This window comes from Streptomyces sp. TLI_171 (genome assembly GCF_003610255.1).
Taxonomy (GTDB): domain Bacteria; phylum Actinomycetota; class Actinomycetes; order Streptomycetales; family Streptomycetaceae; genus Kitasatospora.
This window is the reverse complement of sequence record NZ_RAPS01000001.1, coordinates 683,208-701,201: the sequence shown is the minus strand read 5'-3', so window position 1 is coordinate 701,201 and position 17,994 is coordinate 683,208. Positions and strand designations below refer to the sequence as shown.

Below are 17,994 nucleotides of genomic sequence, written 5' to 3'. Positions count from 1 at the left end.
CCCGGGTTAGCGTGGACGGATCCGGGCCGACGGCGGCTGGCGCCGCGGCCCGCCCCCGGTCGGCCTGCGCGGCCGGCCGCCGTTCTCAGGAGCCGCCGTGAGCAACGCACCCGAAGACTCGGACGAACTGGGGCCGATCGACTACCTGGTGATCGCGTTCCCGGGAAGCAGGCTGACCGGTGAGGGCATGCCCCTGCTCCTCGACCTGGTCGACCGCGGCATCATCCGGATCCTCGACCTGACCTTCCTCCGCAAGGGCGACGACGGCACCGTGGCCGCCGTCGAACTCGCCGACCTCGACGGCGACGGCAAGCTCGACCTGGCCGTGTTCGAGGGCGCCTCCTCCGGCCTGGTCGGCGACCCCGACATCGACGAGGTCGGGGCGCTGCTCGAACCCGGCGACTCCGCCGCCGTCCTGCTGTACGAGAACCGCTGGGCCGCCCCGCTGGCCGCCGCCCTGCGCCGCGCCGACGCCCGGCTGGTCGCCGGCGGCCGCGTCCCGCTGCAGGACCTGGTCGAGGTGCTCGACGCGATCGACGACCTCGGCGCCACCGGCTGACCGACCCGACCCGACCCGCCCCACCCACGAAAACCGAGGTAGCCCACCATGCCCGGACTGCTCCGCGGCGTCGCCCGCACGGCCGTCGTCGCAGGCACCGCCACCGCCGTCTCCAACCGCGTCTCCCGCCGCCAGGCCGGCCGCTGGGCCCAGCAGGAGAACCAGCAGAGCTACGCCCAGCCCGGCTACGCCGAGCCCGCCCCCGCGGCCGCCCCGCCGCCCGCTGCCCCGAGCATGGACCAGAAGGTCGAGCAGCTGCAGCAGCTCGCGGCCCTCAAGGAGCAGGGGATCCTCACCGACGACGAGTTCGCCGCTCAGAAGGCGCGGATCCTCGGCAGCTGACCCCGCACCGCCGCGGAGGCCGCCGCCCGCTCCAGGGCGGCGGCCTCCGCGTGCCCGCGCCCGCGGTCGGGAGGTGTCCGCCGAAACCCCTACGATGACGCCCATGACTATCGGGGGGCCGGGCGGCCGACTCATCGACGGCCGGTTCGAGTTGCTGGCGCGGCTCGGCGGCGGCGGGATGGGGCTGGTCTGGCGGGCCCGGGACACGCTGCTGCAGCGCGAGGTGGCGCTCAAGGAGGTCCGCCCGCCGGACCCGGCGATGCTCGCCGCCGACCCGGCCGCCGCGTTCGAGCTGCGCGAGCGGGTGCTGCGCGAGGCGCAGGCACTGGCCCGGCTCCAGCACCCCAACGTGGTGATCATCCACCACATCGTGGACAACGCCGAACTCCCGCACCCCTGGCTGGTGATGGAGCTGGTCAGCGGCGGCTCGCTGCACGACCGGATCCTGCGCGGCGCGCTCCCGCCGCAGGAGGCGGCCAGGATCGGCCGCGGCGTGCTCTCCGCGCTGCGCGCGGCGCACGCCGCCGGCATCCAGCACCGCGACGTGAAGCCCGCCAACGTGCTGATCCGCGCCGACGGCACCCCCGTGCTGACCGACTTCGGCATCGCCGCGCTCAGCGAGACGCCCAGCCTGACCGCGACCGGCGCGCTGATCGGCTCGCCCGAGTTCATCGCCCCCGAACGGATCCGCGGCCACGAGGGCAACCCCGCCTCCGACCTGTGGTCGCTCGGCATGATGCTGTACGTCGCCGTCGAGGGCCACCACCCGCTGCGCCGCGCCAGCACCATCGCCACCCTCGCCGCCGTCCTGGACGAGCCCCTCCCGCCGCCGCTGCGCTGCGGCCCGCTCGGCCCGACACTGACCGCGCTGCTGGCCCGCGACCCCGCCGCCCGGCCCGACGCCGACCGGCTCGACCGGCTGTTCGCCGCCGCCGAGCAGGGCATCGACGGCACCCTCGGCGGCGGCTCGCCGTTCTCGCCGACCCAGACCAACGACGCCTTCCCGTACGCCGCGACCCCGACGCCGACCCCGGTTCCGCCCGGCGGCGGCCACCCGTACGCGCCGACCCAGCTGAACGGCGCCCTCCCATACCCCACCGGCCCCACCGACCAGGTGCCGGGCGTCGGTCCCCGGCCGGCCCGGCGGCGCACCGGGGCGGTGATCGCCGCCGCCGTGGCCGGCACGGCGGCGATCGGGCTGCTGGCGTGGTCGCTGCAGAACGGGATGCTCGACCCGGGCACTCGGGCCCTCGGCAGCGGCTCCACCCCGCAGACCGTCCACTCCGCGACCGGCGGCGCCGCCCCGGCCTCCGCCGGCGCCACCGCGAGCGCCACCGTGGGGAGCAGCCCGAAGGCGGTGCCGACCCTCGCCGCCAACAAGGACCTGCTGACGCCGGACGGCGCCCGCGGGCTGGCGGACGCGATCCGCTCGGCCACCGGCAGCGGCACGGTCATCGAGCTGCGGATCTACCCGGAGTACGCCGGCGCCGACGTGGTGACCAAGGAGAACCCCAAGCACTACGACGACGTCAGCTACCGCGGCGGCAAGATCACCAGCCAGCCCGGCGGCACCATCACCAGCCAGAAGCCGGTCGACCTCAGCAAGATCGACTGGAACCAGATCCCCGACGTGATGGAGAAGGCGAAGACCGCGCTGGGCGTCCCCAACCCCAAGTCGCGGTACCTGCTGGTGGACTACGGCTGGTTCGCCGACGAGATCACCATCCGGTACTACCTGAGCGACGACTACAACGGCGGCGGCTACGTGACCGCGGGCGCCACCGGCAAGGTGCTCAAGGTCGTGAAGTCGGGCTGACCGGCGGCTGCGGGACCACCGCGGCGACCAGGCGGTCGATCAGCCGGTGGGTCTCGGCCGCCGGCGTCCGCCGGGACCCGGCCGAGGCGTTGCTCCGCCGCCCGGCAGGCCGCCATCGCGGCCGGGCCCACGGGCGCCGAGCGCTAGGCCCGGGGCTCGCGGAGCGTGATCACCGAACCGCCCAGGTCCGCCACCAGGGTCGGGCAGGCCCGGCAGGCGTCCGCTCCGCGCTGGGCGAACCACCGGCAGTCGGCGCGGATCCCGCAGGCCGGAAGCGGGTCGCCGGCCCCGGCCGGGCGGTCGACCGGACCGTCCAGGACGTGGTCGATCACCTCGCAGCCGCTGCCCGTCCACTGCGGACAGCCGCCCTCCGCGCACGGCCCGGTGAACCGGTAGCGGCTCTCCGCGCGGCCCGGGCCCCGCAACTGCTCGGCCAGGTCCCGGTCCACCACCAGCGGGACGGGCAGGAACGCCAGCCGGCCCGCCGGCGTCGCCACGCCGAGCAGTGCGGCGCCGGGCGTGCAGGACGCGCTAGGGCAGGCCCGCTCCGCGCCGCTCCCGGGCTCCGGGCGGCCCGCTCCGACCAGGCTCACCGGACTCACCGCCGCAGCGGCATCGCCGGCTTGTGCGGGTCCTTCTCGTCCGGCGGGCCGGCGCCGATCCAGCAGGTGACGAGCGCCGGCGGGGCGACCGCGGCGCCGGCCCGCGGCTCCTGCCGGACGGTGACGTTCAGGTCGTCGAAGGTGGAGTACGCCCAGAAGTGCGCGGTCTGGTAGCCGGCCTCGATCAGGACCTGCAGGGCCTCGACCACGCCCAGCCCCACCACCTCGGGTACTTCGACATCCGCCATCGGTTCGCTCCCTCTGTCGCAGCGGTCGGACTCCCGACGACCGTACGAAGGCGCCCGCCGGGCCGCGAGCGGCGCGGGCCATCCCAGTGACCCGGGCGGGGCCAAGGCTCCTTCGTGGTCGAAGAGATGATCATCCGTCACAGGGTGCGGAGGGCGGGCAGCAGGCGCTGCTCGGCCCAGTGCAGGAAGGCGGGCTGGCTGTCGCCGCCGACCTGGATCAGCGCGAGCTCGTCGAACCCGGCGTCCAGGTAGGGGCGGACGGCGGCCACGAAGTCGTCCACCCGGTCGCCGCACGGGACGGTCTCGGCCACGTCCTCGGGGCGGACGAACCGGCCGGCGGCGGCGAAGCCGGCGGTGCCGGGGAGTTCGGCGTTGACCTTCCAGCCGCCGCCGAACCAGCGGAACTGCTGGTGGGCGCGGGCGACGGCGGCCTCCCGGTCGGGGTCGAAGCAGACCGGGAGCTGGCCGACCGCCGGCTTGCCCGCACCGCCCGCCGCCTCGAACGCCGCCAGCAGCTCGCGCTCCGGCTCGACCGCGATCGCCAGGTCGGCGAGCCGCCCGGCCAGCGCGCAGGAGACCGGCCCCGAGACGGCCACTCCGATCGGCGGGGGAGGGTCGGGCAGGTCCCAGAGCTTGGCGCCGGCCACCTGGAAGTGGCGGCCGGACCGGGTGACGTACCCGCCCGCGAACAGCGCGCGGATGATCTCCACGGCCTCCGCCAGCATCTCCTGCCGGACCGCCACCGGTGGCCAGCCCCGGCCCACCACGTGCTCGTTGAGGTTCTCGCCACTGCCCAGCCCGAGCCGGAACCGGCCGCCGGAGAGCAACTGCACGGTGGCGGCTTGCTGTGCCACCACCACCGGGTGGTAGCGGAAGGTCGGGCAGGTCACGTAGGTCATCAGCGGCAGCCGCGAGGTGGCCTGCGCGGCCGCGCCGAGCACCGCCCAGGCGTTCGGGGCATGGCCCTGTTCGTCCAGCCACGGGAAGTAGTGGTCGGAGATCACCGCGAAGTCGAAGCCCGCCCGCTCCGCGCCGATTGCGTCCGCGACCAGGTCCCGCGGGCCGCGCTGTTCCGTCATCAACGTGTATCCGATGCGCATGCCGCGCGTCTGCCCGGACCCCCGCGGGGCCCAAACGCGGTCGGCGGGGTCCGGTGAATGGTGTGCGATCTTGCAAGATTTTGGTTCCGAATGTTGACAGGTGCTCGATTGGACCGTGGATACTGCACAACTGAGCATCCGGCTCGGGCGTGCCGGGTGCTGCCACGCCCGCTGCTCAGCTCCCGCCGACCGGTCGATCCCCCCACGAGCACACCTGGAGCCCTCGTGTTCTCTCCGCCCCGCAGGCCACTCGCCGCGCTCCTCGCGGCCTCCACCGCCCTCCTCGTCGGCCTGGCCCTCCCGGCGCCCGCCACCGCGTCCCCGGCCGCCGCTGCCCCGGCCGCGGCCGAGGCGACCGCCGCCTTCTCGGTCCAGGTCGGCGCACCCGTCGGCTTCTCCCACCCGACGGACACCCCCGCCGCGCCGTACACCGACAAGGACGGCACCTTCTACTACCAGCAGTCCGCCGCGCTGTACGGCGCCAACGACCCCCGGGTCTGGGACTTCTACACCGGCACCGACTTCGACACCGCGACCAGGTCGTCCGCGCTCAGCGACGCCGTCAACCCCGCCAACGCCAACGACCGCAACAACGACACCACCTGGCGCTGCAACAACAGTCCGACCGGCCTGACCTCCAGCAGTGCGCCGAGCGGCTCGTCGTACGCCCAGCGCAACTACTGCGACCTGTCCGGGGTCTGGATCGACCCCGACACCGGCGACTGGTACGGCCTGGTGCACAACGAGTTCACCCCGCAGCCGTTCGGCGACGGGCTGCACTTCGACGCCATCGACTACGCGGTCTCCAAGGACCAGGGCCGGACCTGGTCCATCAAGGACCACGTGATCACCTCGCCCTACAGCACCACCCGCGGCGACACCGCGGCCTTCCCCAACCAGACCTACTACTACGGCGACGGCGACCAGCGCCTGCTGGTGGACACCGCCTCCGGGTACTTCTACGTGTTCTACGGCTCCCGGGTGGTCGACAAGTCCGGCGGCTGGAAGGCGTTCTACGAGCACGTCGCGCGCGCCCCGATCGCCGGCAAGATGGCGCCCGGCGGCTGGCAGAAGTGGTACAACGGCGCCTGGAGCGAGCCCGGCACCGGCGGCCGCGAGTCCAACATGGTCCCGGTCGACTCCGCGAACACCACCGGCTACACCCCGGCCGCCGGCGAGTACCGGCCGACCACGGCCGGCACCTCCGCCCAGCAGATCGCGGCCGGCCAGATGGCCCCGACCTCGCCGCTGTTCGTCATGGACGTCACCTACAACGCCTACCTCGGCCTGTGGGTCGGCGAGCCGCAGGCCGTCGACCAGAGCGGCAACGCCCCGCAGCAGTACTACGTCACCGACGACCTGACGACGCAGAAGTGGCGGCTGGCCGGCGACACCGGCAGCTACCGCACGGCGTCCTGGTACCGCTGGTTCCTCGACGGCGCCAACCGGACCGGTTCGCAGATCGTCGGCAAGACCTTCCGCACCTACTGCTCGTTCGGCTGCTCGAACGGGTCCTCCGGCGAGTACGTCAACGTCACCCTCGGCAGCTCCGCGCCGGCCGCCCCGGTCGACGTCTCCAAGACCTACCGGATCGGCAACGGCGGCGGGCGCGTCCTCGCCCAGGTCTCCGGCAGCTCCGCCACCACCTCGCTGGCCGCCGCCGGCGGCTCCGCCCTGGAGTCCTGGGCGTTCGCCGCCAACGGCGACGGCTCCTACCGGATCGTCAACTCCGCCACCGGGCAACTGCTGGGCGTGGACGCCACCACCAAGGCCGGGCGCGCCTGGGGCGCGAAGCCGACGGTGACCGCCGCCGCGCAGAGCGGGCCCGGCGTCGGACAGCAGTGGTTCGTCCTCCCGGCCGGCGGCACCGTCCACCTGGTCAACCGCTACAGCGGCCTGGACCTGGCGCTGTCCGCCGACAGCAGCCGGCCCACCGAGACCGTGCCCACTCGCAGTTGGACCAACACCACCGGGAACCAGGTCGGCGGCGCCCGCACCGCCGCCGAGCAGACCCTCACCCTCACGCCGCTCGGCGCGGCCCCGGAACTCGTCGCGGTCACCGGCCCCGGCAACCAGTCCACCACCGTCGGCACCGCCGTCTCGCTGCAGATCGGCGCGACCGACTCGGCCGGCAAGGCGCTCACCTTCACCGCCACCGGGCTGCCCGCCGGGCTGGCCATCAGCAGCGGCGGACTGATCACCGGCACCCCGACCGCCGTCGGCGCCGCCACCGTCACGGTGACCGCCTCCTCGGGCACCGCCACCGGCGCCACCACCTTCGGCTGGACCGTCAACTCGCTGCTCAGCGGCGTCCATTCGGTGGTGGCCGGCTCCGGCAAGGCGCTCGACGACCCCGGCCACTCCACCGCCCAGGGCACCCAGATGGTCACCTGGACGCCCAACAGCGGACCCAACCAGCGCTGGACCTTCACCCAGCAGGCCGACGGCAGCTACCAGCTGGTCAACGGCGAGTCGAACCTCTGCCTGGACGTCAACGGCGGCTCCACCGCCGCCGGCGCACAGATCATCCAGTGGGCCTGCACCGGCGGCAGCAACCAGCGCTGGACGGTCACCGCCGGAACCGGCGGCTACACCGTCGCCTCGCAGAAGAGCGGCCTGGTGCTGACCGCGGCCTCCGCCGCCGACGGCGCCCTGGTCACCCAGCAGGCCGACACCGGCTCCAGCCTCCAGCGGTGGACCATCGGCTGACCCGGACGTCCGAAGGCCCCGCGCTCGCTGTCCAGGAGAGCGCGGGGCCGTCACCGGCTGCGAGGAGGGTCAGCCGGCGGCCTTGGCGACGAACTCGGTGGTGTAGGTCTTCGACAGGTCGATGGTCGACTCCTTGCCCTGAACGTCCGGGTGGAAGGCGGCCAGCACCGAGAGCACGGTCTTCGGTCCGTCGGCGGGCATCACCCCGTCGGTGGTGAACATCGGCAGGGTCGCCTTGATCGCCGCCGCGTACTCGGCCGCCCCGCCCTGCGCGTAGTCGGCGGGCATCTGCGCGGCGATCTCCTCCGGCGTGTGGGTGTTCATCCACTTCAGCGTCTTCACGAAGGCGTTGGCCAGCTTCTGGACGGTGTCCTGGTTGCTGTTCACCCACGCCGTGTTCATGTAGAGCGAGGACGACGGGTACAGGCCGCCGAGCGCCGCCTTCGAGCCCTCCGGGGTGCGCATGTCGTACAGCACCGTGCCGAGCTGCTTGGACAGCAGGGTGGCCACCGTCGGGTCGGTGGTCATGCCGGCGTCGATCGAACCCTGCTGCATCGCGGCGATGAAGGTCTGGCCCGCGCCCACCGCGATCGGGCTGAACTCGCTGACGCTCACGCCGTTCTTGACGGCCAGGTACTTGGTGAGGAAGTCGGTGGAGGAACCGAGGCTGGTCACGCCCAGCTTGCGGCCCTTGAAGTCCGCGCCGGACCTGATCGCGCCGGCCTGCTTGGCGGAGACCACCTCGACCTCGCCCGGAGCCTGCGAGAACTGGACCACCGACTCGACGCTCTTGCCCTTGGCCTGCAGGTCGATGGTGTGGTCGTAGAAGCCGACGGCGCCCTGCACGTCACCGGCCAGCAGCGCGGTGGTGGCGTTCACGCCGGCCGGCTCGCTCAGCAGCTCGACGTTGACACCGGCCTCGGCGAAGTAGCCCAGGCGCTGGGTCAGCATGGCCGGCATGTAGATGACCTTGTCCAGGCCGCCGACCATGATCTTGACCTTCGGGCCGTCGACCTTCGGACCGGCCGGGGCCGCGCCGTTGTGCGAGGTCGCGGCGTCGTTGGCACAGGCGGCCAGCGGCAGCAGGAGCAGGGCGGCGAGCGCGGCGGCAGCGGTTCTGCGCATGGTGGGGGAGCCTCTCAACGAAGGGGGTGGGGGAAGTGAGGGAGTGTCAACGGCCCTCGGCCTGCGGCGTGGCCGCGGCCCGTCGGACGGGCGGTCGGCGCGTCGATCGATACGGACCGCCGGCGGCAGCAGGAGAACAGCGGCAGCTGTTCGGCGGACGCGTGGCGGAGGCCGTCTCCGGCCGAAGGGGCGGGAGGTGAGGGGGCGTCAGCGGCCGTCGCCGGCGTCGGCCGGCTTCCAGCGGAACAGGCGCTTCTCGGCGAAGGTCAGCAGGCCCTCGGTGAACAGCGCGACCACCGCGAGGATGGTCATCGCGGCGTACACGCCGGCCGCGTTGAAGGTGCCCTGGGCGGCGGCGACCATCAGGCCGAGGCCCTTGGTGGCGCCGATGTACTCGCCGACGATGGCGCCGATCAGGGCGAAGCCGAAGGAGACGTGCAGGCTGGTGAAGATCCAGGTGGTCGCGGCGGGAATGACCACCTGCAGGGTGACCCGGCGGTTGTCGGCGCCGAGGATGCGGGCGTTGGCGACCAGGTTGCGGTCCACCTCGCGGGCGCCCTGGAAGGCGTTGAAGAACACCGGGAAGAACACCAGCACCACCGCGGAGGCGACCTTGGAGGCCGGCCCGAGGCCGAACCAGATCAGGAAGATCGGCGCCAGCACGATCCGCGGGATCGCGTTCAGCACCTTGATGTACGGGCCGAACACGTCGGCCAGGAAACGGATCCGGCCGAGCGCGATGCCCAGCAGCACGCCGCCGACCACGCCCAGCACCCAGCCGGTCAGCGCCTCGTACAGGGTGTAGCCGATCTGCTCGCCGAGCGAGCCCTGCGCGGTGCCGTGGGTGATCCACTGCCAGATCTGCGCCCAGATCCTCGACGGCTGGGAGAAGTTGAACGGGTCGATCAGTTCGGTCCGGGCGGCGATCTCCCACAGGCCGAGGAAGCCGGCCAGGACGGCGGCCCGGGCCCCGTACACGCCGAACCTGCGGTTGCGGGCGGCCCGTTCGCGCACCTCGGTGCGGGTGGTGGTGGCGACGACGGGGGCGGCGGTCTCAAGCGGCACGACCCGCTCCTCTCTCACGGGTGATGCGGACCTCTTCGCCGAGCGAGGCCCAGATCTCGCGGTACAGCTCGACGAAGCGCGGCTCCAGGCGGACCGCCTCGACGGTGCGCGGGCGCGGCAGGTCGACGGTGAAGACCTCCTTGACGGTGGCGGGGCCGGCGGTCATCACCACCACCCGGTCGGCGAGCGCGATCGCCTCGTCCAGGTCGTGGGTGACGAACACCACCGAGGAGCCGGTGCCGGCCCACAGCTCCAGCAGCTGGTCCGACATCAGCGCCCGGGTCTGCACGTCGAGCGCGGAGAACGGCTCGTCCATCAGCAGGATCCGCGGGTCGTTGACGAAGGTCTGGGCGAGCGCCACGCGCTTGCGCATGCCGCCGGACAGCTGGTGCGGGTAGCGGTCCTCGAACGCCGACAGGCCGACCCGGGCCAGCCAGTCGCGGGCCTTCTCCCGGGCCCGGTCGGCCGGGACGCCGCGGAACCGGGGGCCGGCCATCACGTTGGAGAGCACGGTCCGCCAGGGGAAGACCGCGTCCTGCTGGAAGACGAAGCCGACGTGCTCGTTGATGCCGGCCACCGGCTCGCCGTACACCCGCACTTCGCCCTCGGTGGGCTCCTCCAGGCCGCTGACCAGCGTCAGCGTGGTGGACTTGCCGCAGCCGGTCGGGCCGACGACGGCGACGAACTCGCCCGGGGCGACGGTCAGGTCGAGCTCCCGGACGGCGGTGTGCAGGGCGCCGGAGGGCGTCCGGAAGCGTTTGGTCGCCCCGGTCAACTCGATCGCCGGGACGGTCCCGGCCTGGTGCGGGCTCACGTGAACCACCTACCTCCTCGGCCGGCTTCTGCGCCGGCTCGGTGCTGTGGACCGGGACGCTACGAGCGGCGGGGGCGCGGCGGGAGCCTTGCGGGCGAATCGCGGCTTTGCGGCGTTGAGGGGTGTTCTGCTCATTCTGCTTCCGCTACAACAGCGGGGGCGGGGCTGACAGAAACACGCCGGAAACATAAGGTGACCTGCACCCCCGAACCCGATCCCACCCCCGTTGAGCTGGAAGGAGACCGCGATGCTGCGACCGCACTGGCCCCGCCGGGTCTTCGCCCAGCTGCTGCTCGCCCAGACCGTGGTCACCGTCGGCGTCACCGCGGTGACCGCCGGGCTGTTCCTGGCCCCGGTCAGCCGGGAGCTCGACCGGGAGGCCATGCAGCGGGCGCTGGCCATCGCCCAGGTCACCGCCACCGACCCGGAGGTCGCCGACGCCGCGGCCGCCCGCGACTCCGGCACCGCGCAGGGCCTCGCCGAACGGGTCCGGCGCTCCACCGGCGCCGAGTTCGTGGTGATCACCGACACCGCGGGCATCCGGCTCTCGCACACCGACCCGGCCCGGATCGGCCTGCGGGTCTCCACCGACCCCGAGCCGGCGCTGCGCGGCGAGAGCGTCACCGCCATCCAGGAGGGCACCCTCGGCCGCACCGCCCGCGGCAAGGTGCCGCTGCGCCTGGCCGACGGCCGGATCGTCGGCGAGGTGTCGGTCGGCCTCAGCGACGACTCCATCCGCGGCCGGCTGCTGTCGATGGCCGGCGGCATCCTGCTCTGCGCGGGCGCCGGGCTGGCCGCCGGCCTCGCCGCCACGCTGGTGCTCGCCCGCCGCCTCAAGCGCCGCACCCACAACATCGCGGTCGCCGACATCGCCGCGCTCCTGATCGAACGCGAGGCGATGCTGCACGGCATCCGCGAGGGCATGGTGGCGCTGGACGCCGCCGGCCGGATCCGGCTGGCCAACGACGAGGCGCTGCGCCTGCTCGCGCTGCCCGCGGACTGCGCCGGGCGGACCGTCGACCAGGTGCTGCCGCCCGGCCGGCTCGCCGACGTGCTGACCGGCCGGATCGACGGCGCCGACCTGCCGGCCGTCCGGGACGACCGGGTGCTGGTCGTCAACCGGACCTCGCCGGCCGATGGCGGAGCCGTCATCACCCTCCGCGACCGCACCGAACTGGAGTCCCTGGTGCGGGAGTTGGACCACACCCGGGGCCTGACCGAGGCGCTCAGGGCACAGGACCACGAGCACGCCAACCGGATGCACACCCTGCTCGGCTTGCTCGAACTCGGCCGGCACGAGCAGGCCGCCGCGTTCATCTCCGAGCAGTCCGGCTCGCACGCCGCGCTCGCCGCCCGGATCGGCGAACAGGTCCGCGACCCGCACGTGGCCGCCCTGCTGGCGGGCAAGGCCGCGGTCGCCGCCGAACGCGGCATCCGGCTGACCGTCACCCCCGACAGCCACCTGCCCGACGCCGCGGTGGACGCCCGCGCCCTGGTCACCGTGGTCGGCAACCTGGTCGACAACGCCCTGGACGCCGCCCCCGGCGGCGCCGTCGAGGTCCGGCTGCGGCCGGTCGGAGCGACCCTGCTGGCCGAGGTCGCCGACAGCGGCCCCGGAGTGCCGCCGGAACTGCGCGAGCGGATCTTCGAGGAGGGCTGGACCAGCAAGGACGCCCCCGCCCACCGCCCCCGCGGACTCGGCCTGGCGATGGTCCGCCGCCTGGTCGAACGCTCCGGCGGCCGGCTCGCGGTCGGCGCCGGACCGCTCGGCGGCGCCCGCTTCACCGTCGAACTGCCCGAAGCCCTGCACCCGTTGGAGACCGCATGATCGACGTCCTGGTGGTCGACGACGACTTCCGGGTGGCGGACGTGCACGCCGCCTACGTGGCGAAGGTCCCCGGCACCGCGCACAGCGCCGGTCAGGCCCTCGCCGCCCTGGAGCGCACCCCCGTCGACCTCGTACTGCTCGACCACCACCTGCCCGACGAGACCGGTCTCGTCCTGGTCCGCCGGCTGCGCGAAGCGGGCATCCGCTGCGACGTCATGATGGTCACCGCCGCCCGCGACGTGTCCACCGTGCACGAGGCCATGCAGCACGGCGCCCTGCAGTACCTGGTCAAGCCGTTCACCTTCGCCGGCCTGCGGGACAAGCTCACCGCCTACGCCGAGCTGCGCCACGCCCTCGCCGGACCGGCCGCCAGGGAGACCTCCCAGGACGAGGTCGACCGGATGTTCGCCGCCCTGCGCACCGCCGCCTCCCCGGCCGTCGCCCTGCCCAAGGGCCACAGCGCCCCCACCGCCGACCTGGTGCTCGGCGCGCTGCGCCGCGCCGGACAGCCGCTGTCCGCCCAGGAGGTCGCCGACGCCACCGGCCTGTCCCGCTCCACCGCCCAGCGCTACCTCAAGCAGCTGGCCCGCGACCGCCGGCTGCGGCTGTCGCTGCGCTACGGCGACACCGGCCGCCCCGAGCACGAGTACCTGCTGGCCCGTTAGGCCGTTCGGGTCCACCACGGTGTGGTGACGCGGCGACCGGGCGGCGCGTGCGTAGCGTGCGCCTGTGACCGGCACGGACGTCCACACCGCACCCGAACCCGCCCCGCCGGACCCGGCGGCGCTCCTCGCCTCGCCGAAGTACCTGGTCCTGCTGGTGTTCGGGGCGCTGATCGGCGTCCCCGTCGCCGCGGCCTCGTACTTCTTCCAGAAAGGCGTGACGGAGGTCCAGCAGTACACCTTCACCACCCTCCCGAAGGACCTCGGCTTCGCGAGCGCGCCGGTCTGGTGGCCGGTCCTGCCGCTGACGGTCAGCGGCCTGCTGGTCGCCGCCAGCATCCGGTACCTGCCGGGCAGCTCCGGGCACCGGCCCGCCGAAGGGTTCAAGCAGGGCGGCCCGGTCCGGCCGGTGGACCTGTTCGGCATCGTGCTGGCCGCGTTCGCCACCCTGGGCCTCGGCGCGGTGCTCGGCCCGGAGGCCCCGCTGATCGCCCTCGGCAGCGGCCTCGGCGTGCTCGCCGTCCGCCTGGTGCGCCGCGACACCCCGGCGCAGGCGGTGGCGGTGGTCGCGGCCGCCGGAAGCTTCGCCGCGGTCGCCGCCCTGCTCGGCTCGCCGCTGTCCGGCGCCTTCCTGCTGATGGAGACCGCGGGCATCGGCGGGGCCCTGCTCGGCGTCATCCTGGTGCCCGGCCTGCTGGCCGCCGGCATCGGCTCGCTGATCTTCGTCGGCCTGGACGCGTGGACCGGCTACGGCACCTTCAGCCTGACGATCGGTCACATCCCCGCCTTCACCACCCCCGACGGGACGCAGTTCCTGTGGGCGGTGGCGATCGGCGTGTGCGCCGCCCTGCTCGGCACCGCCATCAGGTGCGCGGCCCTGCTGCTGCAAGGACTGGTCGAGCCGCGCCGGCTGTGGGCCACCCCGCTGGTCGGACTCGCCGTCGCCGGCTGCGTCATCGCCTTCGGCGAGGCCACCGGCCACGGCCAGGACCAGGTGCTGTTCTCCGGGCAGGCCGCCCTGCCGCGGCTGGTCGGCGACGCCGGCAGCTGGACGGCCGGCGCCCTGGTGCTGCTGCTCCTGTTCAAGGGCCTGGCCTACGGCCTGTCGCTGAGCTGCTTCCGCGGCGGACCGGTCTTCCCCAGCCTGTTCCTCGGCGCCGCCGGCGGCATGGCGCTCTCGCACCTGCCCGGCCTGCCGATGATCGCCGGCGTCGGCATGGGCATCGGCGCGATGTGCGTCGCCATGCTCGACCTCCCGCTGACCTCGGTGCTGATCCCCAGCATCCTGCTGGCCTCCGACGCGCTGGCCCTGATGCCGCTGGTGATCGTCGCCGTGGTGGTCTCCTACGTGCTGACGGCCCGGCTCGCCCCGCTGCGCCGCAAGGCCGCCCCGGCCACGGAATGACGCAGAGTCAGGTCTTCCTCGGCGTCGGCCCCACCCCGGCGCCGGCGCCGGGCCCGGCGGTTCCCGGACCCTCCCGCGGAGGCCGCCCGCGGCAGGCGGCATGATCGACACGCCGAACGTCGGTGGCCTTCGGCGACTGGTCGGAGGCCCGGGGCTCGCTGCTGCAGCTCCTGATGAACGTGCTGGTGCTGCGCGCGGTCCGCCGCTTCTGGCGACGGGCCGCGCGCAGCGGCTGGGTCCGGCCCGCCGACCGGGCGGGGCCGTCACAGCCGGTCGCGGTGGTGCTCCTCCACCACGACCTCGTCGACCGCCCGGCCGAGGTAGCGCCGGCGGCCGAGCACCCGCGCGTACACCACGACCCCGATCAGGCCGGCCGCCATCAGCACGACGCCGACCACCGTCAGATTGACTCCCGCCAGGTGCCAGTCCACGCCGAACGCGAGGATCGCTCCGAAAGCCAGCAGGATGATGCAGCCACCGAGACCCATGATCTCCTCCGTCATCGTGTTCGCCTCGCCCCTCGTCCGGGGCCGCCCGGCGTGTACCCCCGATCGGGCGAAGGAGTCCCGTGCCCGGCCCGCGATCTGACGCCGGGTCGGCGCGCGCCGCCCGGGACCGGCGGCGGGCTTCAGCCGGCCGGGTCGGCGAGCAGGTACGCCGCGGTGCCGGTGAGGTGCAGCAGCCGGTCCAGGTGGGCGGGCCGGCGGTCGAGCACCAGGCGCCGCCCGGCGGCGTCGGCGTCGCGGCGCAGCTGCAGCAGGGCGGACAGCCCCATCGAGTCGCACAGCGACATGCCCCGGCAGTCCACCCGGACCATCCGTGCGCCCGGGCGGGCCGCCAGCTGTTCGGCGACCGCCCGCAGCAGGTCCGCGCAGGTCTCGTGGTCGAGCTCGCCGTCGACCCGCACGGTGACGGTGCGGTGCGCCGCCTCCTCGGCCGGGCGGGGCAGGTTCATGACGGCGTCCCCGGTGCCACGAGCGCCGCCCCGGTGGGCAGCGCCGCCGCCAGGATCGACCCGCTGCGCGGCAGATCGCGCAGCTCCGCGCGCAGCACGCCCAGCGAGAAGGCGAGGAACGCGGTCGGCACGCCCCGGGCCTGCAGCACCTGCTCGGTCCAGTGCAGGAACGCGGTGAACAGCTCCGGATCGCCCGTGTAGAGCGCGACCACCAGGTACTCGACGATGTGCGAAAGGTCGTCCAGGGTGTGCGCGCGCTGCAGCTCGCTGTAGCCGCGCACCGCGGCGAACTCCCGCTCCAGGGCCGCCATCAGGGCGGCGACCAGCTCGCGGGAGCTCCGGGCGACCAGCGTGTACTCCTGGTCGGCGAGGTGCGGCAGATCGTCCACCGGCTGGTGCGGCGAGGTCGGGACCTGCAGGCCGCGGGCGAGCCGCTCGGCCGCCCCGCGGGCGTCCGCGGCCCAGGCGTCCGCGCCCAGCAGCCGGGCGTACCGGCCGTCCGGCCCGAACGCCGCCCCGCCGGCGATCACCGGCACGCCGGCGGCCTGCGCGGCCGTGACGGCCGCGTGCGCGGCGGGCAGCCGGGTGGCCAGCGACGCGGACAGCGCCAGCGCGTCGGGTGCGGTGCGGTGCAGGTGCGCGATCAGGTGCGGAGTGGGGCACTGCGCGCCGAGGTAGTCGACCTGCCAGCCGCGCAGCACCAGCACCTCCGCCAGCAGCCGGGCCGGGAACGCGTGCCACTCGCCGTCCACGCAGGCCACCGCGATCCGGCCGGGCCGGCGCGGCTCGGCGGCCGCGGCGAACGCCGGATGGCCGGCCACCAGCGCCACCACCCGGTCGTTGACGGCGGTCGCCGCGTGCTCCTGGATCACCGTCAGCCGGTTCGCCGCCCACTCCCGGCCGATCCGGGCCTGCAGCGGGCCGATCACGTCCAGCAGCAGCGCCTCGGGGGACACTCCCGACTCCAGCGCGGCCACCGCGAGGCCCGCCGCCGCGGCCTGGTCGCCGCCGATGACGGCCTCCCAGAGTCCGTCCGTCGACGCCGCGGGCCCGGGGGCCGCGAGGGTCGTGGTCCGTGCCTCGCCGCTCATGCGGCGAGGCCCCGCTGCGCGCCGATCACGGCCAGGTGGCCGCGCGGCGGTGCGGCGATCACCATCACCGCCATGTCGTCGTGCCGGCCGTCCCTGATCCACTGCGCGGTGAGCATCAGCACCCGTTCCACAATCGCCTCCGCGGGCATGCCCGCACACTCGCCCAGCGCCTGGCGCAGCCGGTGGTCGCCGAACTGCTCCCGGCCGGTCGGCCCGCCCTTGGCCTCGGTGATGCCGTCGCTGTACAGCACGCACGCCTCGCCGGGGTCCAGCAGCACGGTGTCGGTGCGCGTGGTGACCTCCGGCAGGACGCCCACGATGCTGCCCAGCGTCGTGGACTCGGTCACCCGGCCGTCCGTGCGCACCACCATCGGCGCCGGGTGCCCCGCGGCCGACAGCCGGACCCGGACCCGTTCCTGCTCGCGGCGCACCGAGGCCAGCACCAGGCTGGCGAAACGGGTGTGGTGGGAGGTCAGCAGGGCCCGGTTCAGCAGCTGCAGGACCCGCTCGTGGTCGTCGGCCAGCGGGAGCAGCGCGTGCAGCGTGTTGCGCACCTTCCCGGTCAGCACCGCGGCCTCCAGGCCCTTCCCGCTGACGTCGCCGAGCAGGGCGAGCGTCTCGCCGCCCGGGTCGGCCGACGGGTGGACGTCGTAGAAGTCGCCGCCGATCCGGTCGCGGTCGACCGAGGCCCGGTAGCCGCCGGCGAAGTCCACGCCGTTCAGGTGCGCCAGCCGCGGCGGCAGCAGCTCGCGCATCAGCAGGTCGGTGACCGCTGCCTGCTCGGAGTACATGACCGCCGCGGAGACGGCCGCGCCGGCCCGCGCGGCGAACAGCCGGGCGAAGACCTCCTCCGCGGGCTCGAACGGGCGGCGGCCGGCCCGGCGCAGCAGCACCAGCGCCCCGGCCGACACGCCGTGCCCGGGCAACGGCGTGACCAGCACCGATTCGACCTGCCCGAAACCGGCGGGCACCAGCCACTGCGGCGCGGCGGCCGGATCGATCCACCGCGAGGGCACCGGCGGGAACCCCTGCAGCGCCTCGGCCAGGCCCGGGACCTCGGCCGGGTCGGCCCGCACCTGGCCGGGGAGCGGGTCGCCCTCGCGCAGGCAGGACACGAAGCGCAAGGTCCGCCCGGAGCCGGGGGCGACCACCACGGCGGCGTCCGCGAGGTGCAGCGACGCCTGGCGGACCACCGTCTCCAGCACCCGGTCGACGTTCAGCGAGGCCAGCAGCAGGCCGGACAGCCTGGTCAGCAGCTCCCAGTCGCAGGGACCGTCGGGGGCCGCGGGCAGCAGGCCCGCGCAGCCGTCCTGGACGACGAACCACCACACCGCGCTGCCGTCGGCCCCGGCCGACGGGTGGGCCTCGATCACGCCCGCCACCGGGTCGGTGTGCCGGACGGTCTCCGGCCGCGGGCCGTCGGCGAGCACGGCGAGATGGGCCTGCCGCAGCCAGCGCGGCACCTCGGCCCCCGCCCGGCCGCCCGGTCCGGCCAGCAGCCGCCGGGCGCTGTCACTGGCGTGCAGCAGCGCGCCCTCGGAGTCCAGCACCGCGACCGGGAAGGGCGAAGCGGTGAGGAAGCCCAGTCCCGTCGCCGCCGCCGGAGAAGTCGAAGTCGCCATAGTCGGGGCCCTGACAGGCCCTCACCTCGCAATCGGGTTTCCGCCGGCCGG

17 protein-coding genes are annotated in these 17,994 nt (G+C 74.4%); 7 read left to right on the top strand and 10 right to left on the bottom strand.

What is annotated here, in order from left to right:
• Positions 1 to 97: 97 nt before the first annotated feature.
• The 3 genes from BX266_RS03250 (at position 98) to BX266_RS03240 (ending at position 2,717) form a co-directional block, all read left to right on the top strand.
• Positions 98 to 559, top strand: a complete 462-nt coding sequence (locus BX266_RS03250) for a DUF6325 family protein (protein ID WP_259464513.1) — start codon at positions 98 to 100, stop codon at positions 557 to 559.
• A gap of 48 nt (positions 560 to 607) precedes the next feature.
• Entirely contained in the window at positions 608 to 901 is a 294-nt protein-coding gene (locus tag BX266_RS03245; RefSeq protein ID WP_099897419.1) for an SHOCT domain-containing protein, read from the top strand.
• Between the two features lie 103 nt (positions 902 to 1,004).
• The gene (locus tag BX266_RS03240; RefSeq protein WP_099897418.1) at positions 1,005 to 2,717 is read left to right on the top strand and encodes a serine/threonine-protein kinase; all 1,713 of its coding nucleotides are present in this window, start codon (positions 1,005 to 1,007) and stop codon (positions 2,715 to 2,717) included.
• A gap of 143 nt (positions 2,718 to 2,860) precedes the next feature.
• Here the strand turns inward: BX266_RS03240 and BX266_RS03235 are convergent, their stop codons facing one another.
• From BX266_RS03235 to BX266_RS03225, 3 genes are all read right to left on the bottom strand, one after another.
• The gene (locus BX266_RS03235) at positions 2,861 to 3,310 is read right to left on the bottom strand and encodes a hypothetical protein (protein ID WP_143686849.1); all 450 of its coding nucleotides are present in this window, start codon (positions 3,308 to 3,310) and stop codon (positions 2,861 to 2,863) included.
• Between the two features lie 5 nt (positions 3,311 to 3,315).
• Complete coding sequence (locus BX266_RS03230; RefSeq protein WP_099897416.1) at positions 3,316 to 3,567, bottom strand: hypothetical protein; 252 nt, start codon at positions 3,565 to 3,567, stop codon at positions 3,316 to 3,318.
• A gap of 137 nt (positions 3,568 to 3,704) precedes the next feature.
• The gene (locus tag BX266_RS03225) at positions 3,705 to 4,667 is read right to left on the bottom strand and encodes a TIGR03557 family F420-dependent LLM class oxidoreductase (RefSeq protein ID WP_099897415.1); all 963 of its coding nucleotides are present in this window, start codon (positions 4,665 to 4,667) and stop codon (positions 3,705 to 3,707) included.
• A 225-nt stretch (positions 4,668 to 4,892) separates the two neighbouring features.
• Here BX266_RS03225 and BX266_RS03220 point away from each other — a divergent pair, with 225 nt between their 5' ends.
• A complete protein-coding gene (locus tag BX266_RS03220; RefSeq protein WP_259464512.1) occupies positions 4,893 to 7,376 on the top strand; it encodes an RICIN domain-containing protein in 2,484 nt (827 codons plus the stop codon).
• Between the two features lie 69 nt (positions 7,377 to 7,445).
• Here BX266_RS03220 and BX266_RS03215 read toward each other — a convergent pair whose 3' ends face one another.
• The 3 genes from BX266_RS03215 to BX266_RS03205 form a co-directional block, all read right to left on the bottom strand.
• Positions 7,446 to 8,501, bottom strand: a complete 1,056-nt coding sequence (locus BX266_RS03215; RefSeq protein WP_099897413.1) for an ABC transporter substrate-binding protein — start codon at positions 8,499 to 8,501, stop codon at positions 7,446 to 7,448.
• Positions 8,502 to 8,708: 207 nt separating this feature from the next.
• Positions 8,709 to 9,566, bottom strand: a complete 858-nt coding sequence (locus BX266_RS03210) for an ABC transporter permease (protein WP_180290361.1) — start codon at positions 9,564 to 9,566, stop codon at positions 8,709 to 8,711.
• Positions 9,556 to 10,380, bottom strand: coding sequence for an ABC transporter ATP-binding protein (locus BX266_RS03205; RefSeq protein ID WP_099897411.1), 825 nt, complete (start codon positions 10,378 to 10,380; stop codon positions 9,556 to 9,558). The genes BX266_RS03210 and BX266_RS03205 overlap by 11 nt, the downstream gene beginning before the upstream one ends.
• 247 nt (positions 10,381 to 10,627) lie before the next feature.
• Here BX266_RS03205 and BX266_RS03200 point away from each other — a divergent pair, with 247 nt between their 5' ends.
• From BX266_RS03200 to BX266_RS03190, 3 genes are all read left to right on the top strand, one after another.
• Positions 10,628 to 12,208: a sensor histidine kinase gene (locus BX266_RS03200; protein ID WP_099897410.1), complete on the top strand. Its 1,581-nt coding sequence runs from the start codon at positions 10,628 to 10,630 to the stop codon at positions 12,206 to 12,208.
• Positions 12,205 to 12,873, top strand: a complete 669-nt coding sequence (locus BX266_RS03195; protein ID WP_099897409.1) for a response regulator — start codon at positions 12,205 to 12,207, stop codon at positions 12,871 to 12,873. The genes BX266_RS03200 and BX266_RS03195 overlap by 4 nt, the downstream gene beginning before the upstream one ends.
• Positions 12,874 to 12,937: 64 nt before the next feature.
• Positions 12,938 to 14,275 (top strand): chloride channel protein, encoded by a 1,338-nt coding sequence (locus BX266_RS03190; protein WP_099897408.1) that lies wholly within the window; start codon positions 12,938 to 12,940, stop codon positions 14,273 to 14,275.
• A 263-nt stretch (positions 14,276 to 14,538) separates the two neighbouring features.
• On the opposite strand, the gene BX266_RS03185 is transcribed toward BX266_RS03190, so the two are convergent.
• From BX266_RS03185 to BX266_RS03170, 4 genes are all read right to left on the bottom strand, one after another.
• Positions 14,539 to 14,763, bottom strand: coding sequence for a DUF6458 family protein (locus tag BX266_RS03185; protein ID WP_099897407.1), 225 nt, complete (start codon positions 14,761 to 14,763; stop codon positions 14,539 to 14,541).
• A gap of 140 nt (positions 14,764 to 14,903) precedes the next feature.
• Positions 14,904 to 15,230, bottom strand: coding sequence for an STAS domain-containing protein (locus tag BX266_RS03180; protein ID WP_099897406.1), 327 nt, complete (start codon positions 15,228 to 15,230; stop codon positions 14,904 to 14,906).
• Entirely contained in the window at positions 15,227 to 16,321 is a 1,095-nt protein-coding gene (locus tag BX266_RS03175) for a B12-binding domain-containing protein (protein WP_099897405.1), read from the bottom strand. Before BX266_RS03175 ends, BX266_RS03180 begins: the two co-directional genes overlap by 4 nt.
• Positions 16,318 to 17,943, bottom strand: coding sequence for a PP2C family protein-serine/threonine phosphatase (locus BX266_RS03170; protein ID WP_099897404.1), 1,626 nt, complete (start codon positions 17,941 to 17,943; stop codon positions 16,318 to 16,320). The genes BX266_RS03175 and BX266_RS03170 overlap by 4 nt, the downstream gene beginning before the upstream one ends.
• Positions 17,944 to 17,994: the final 51 nt, after the last annotated feature.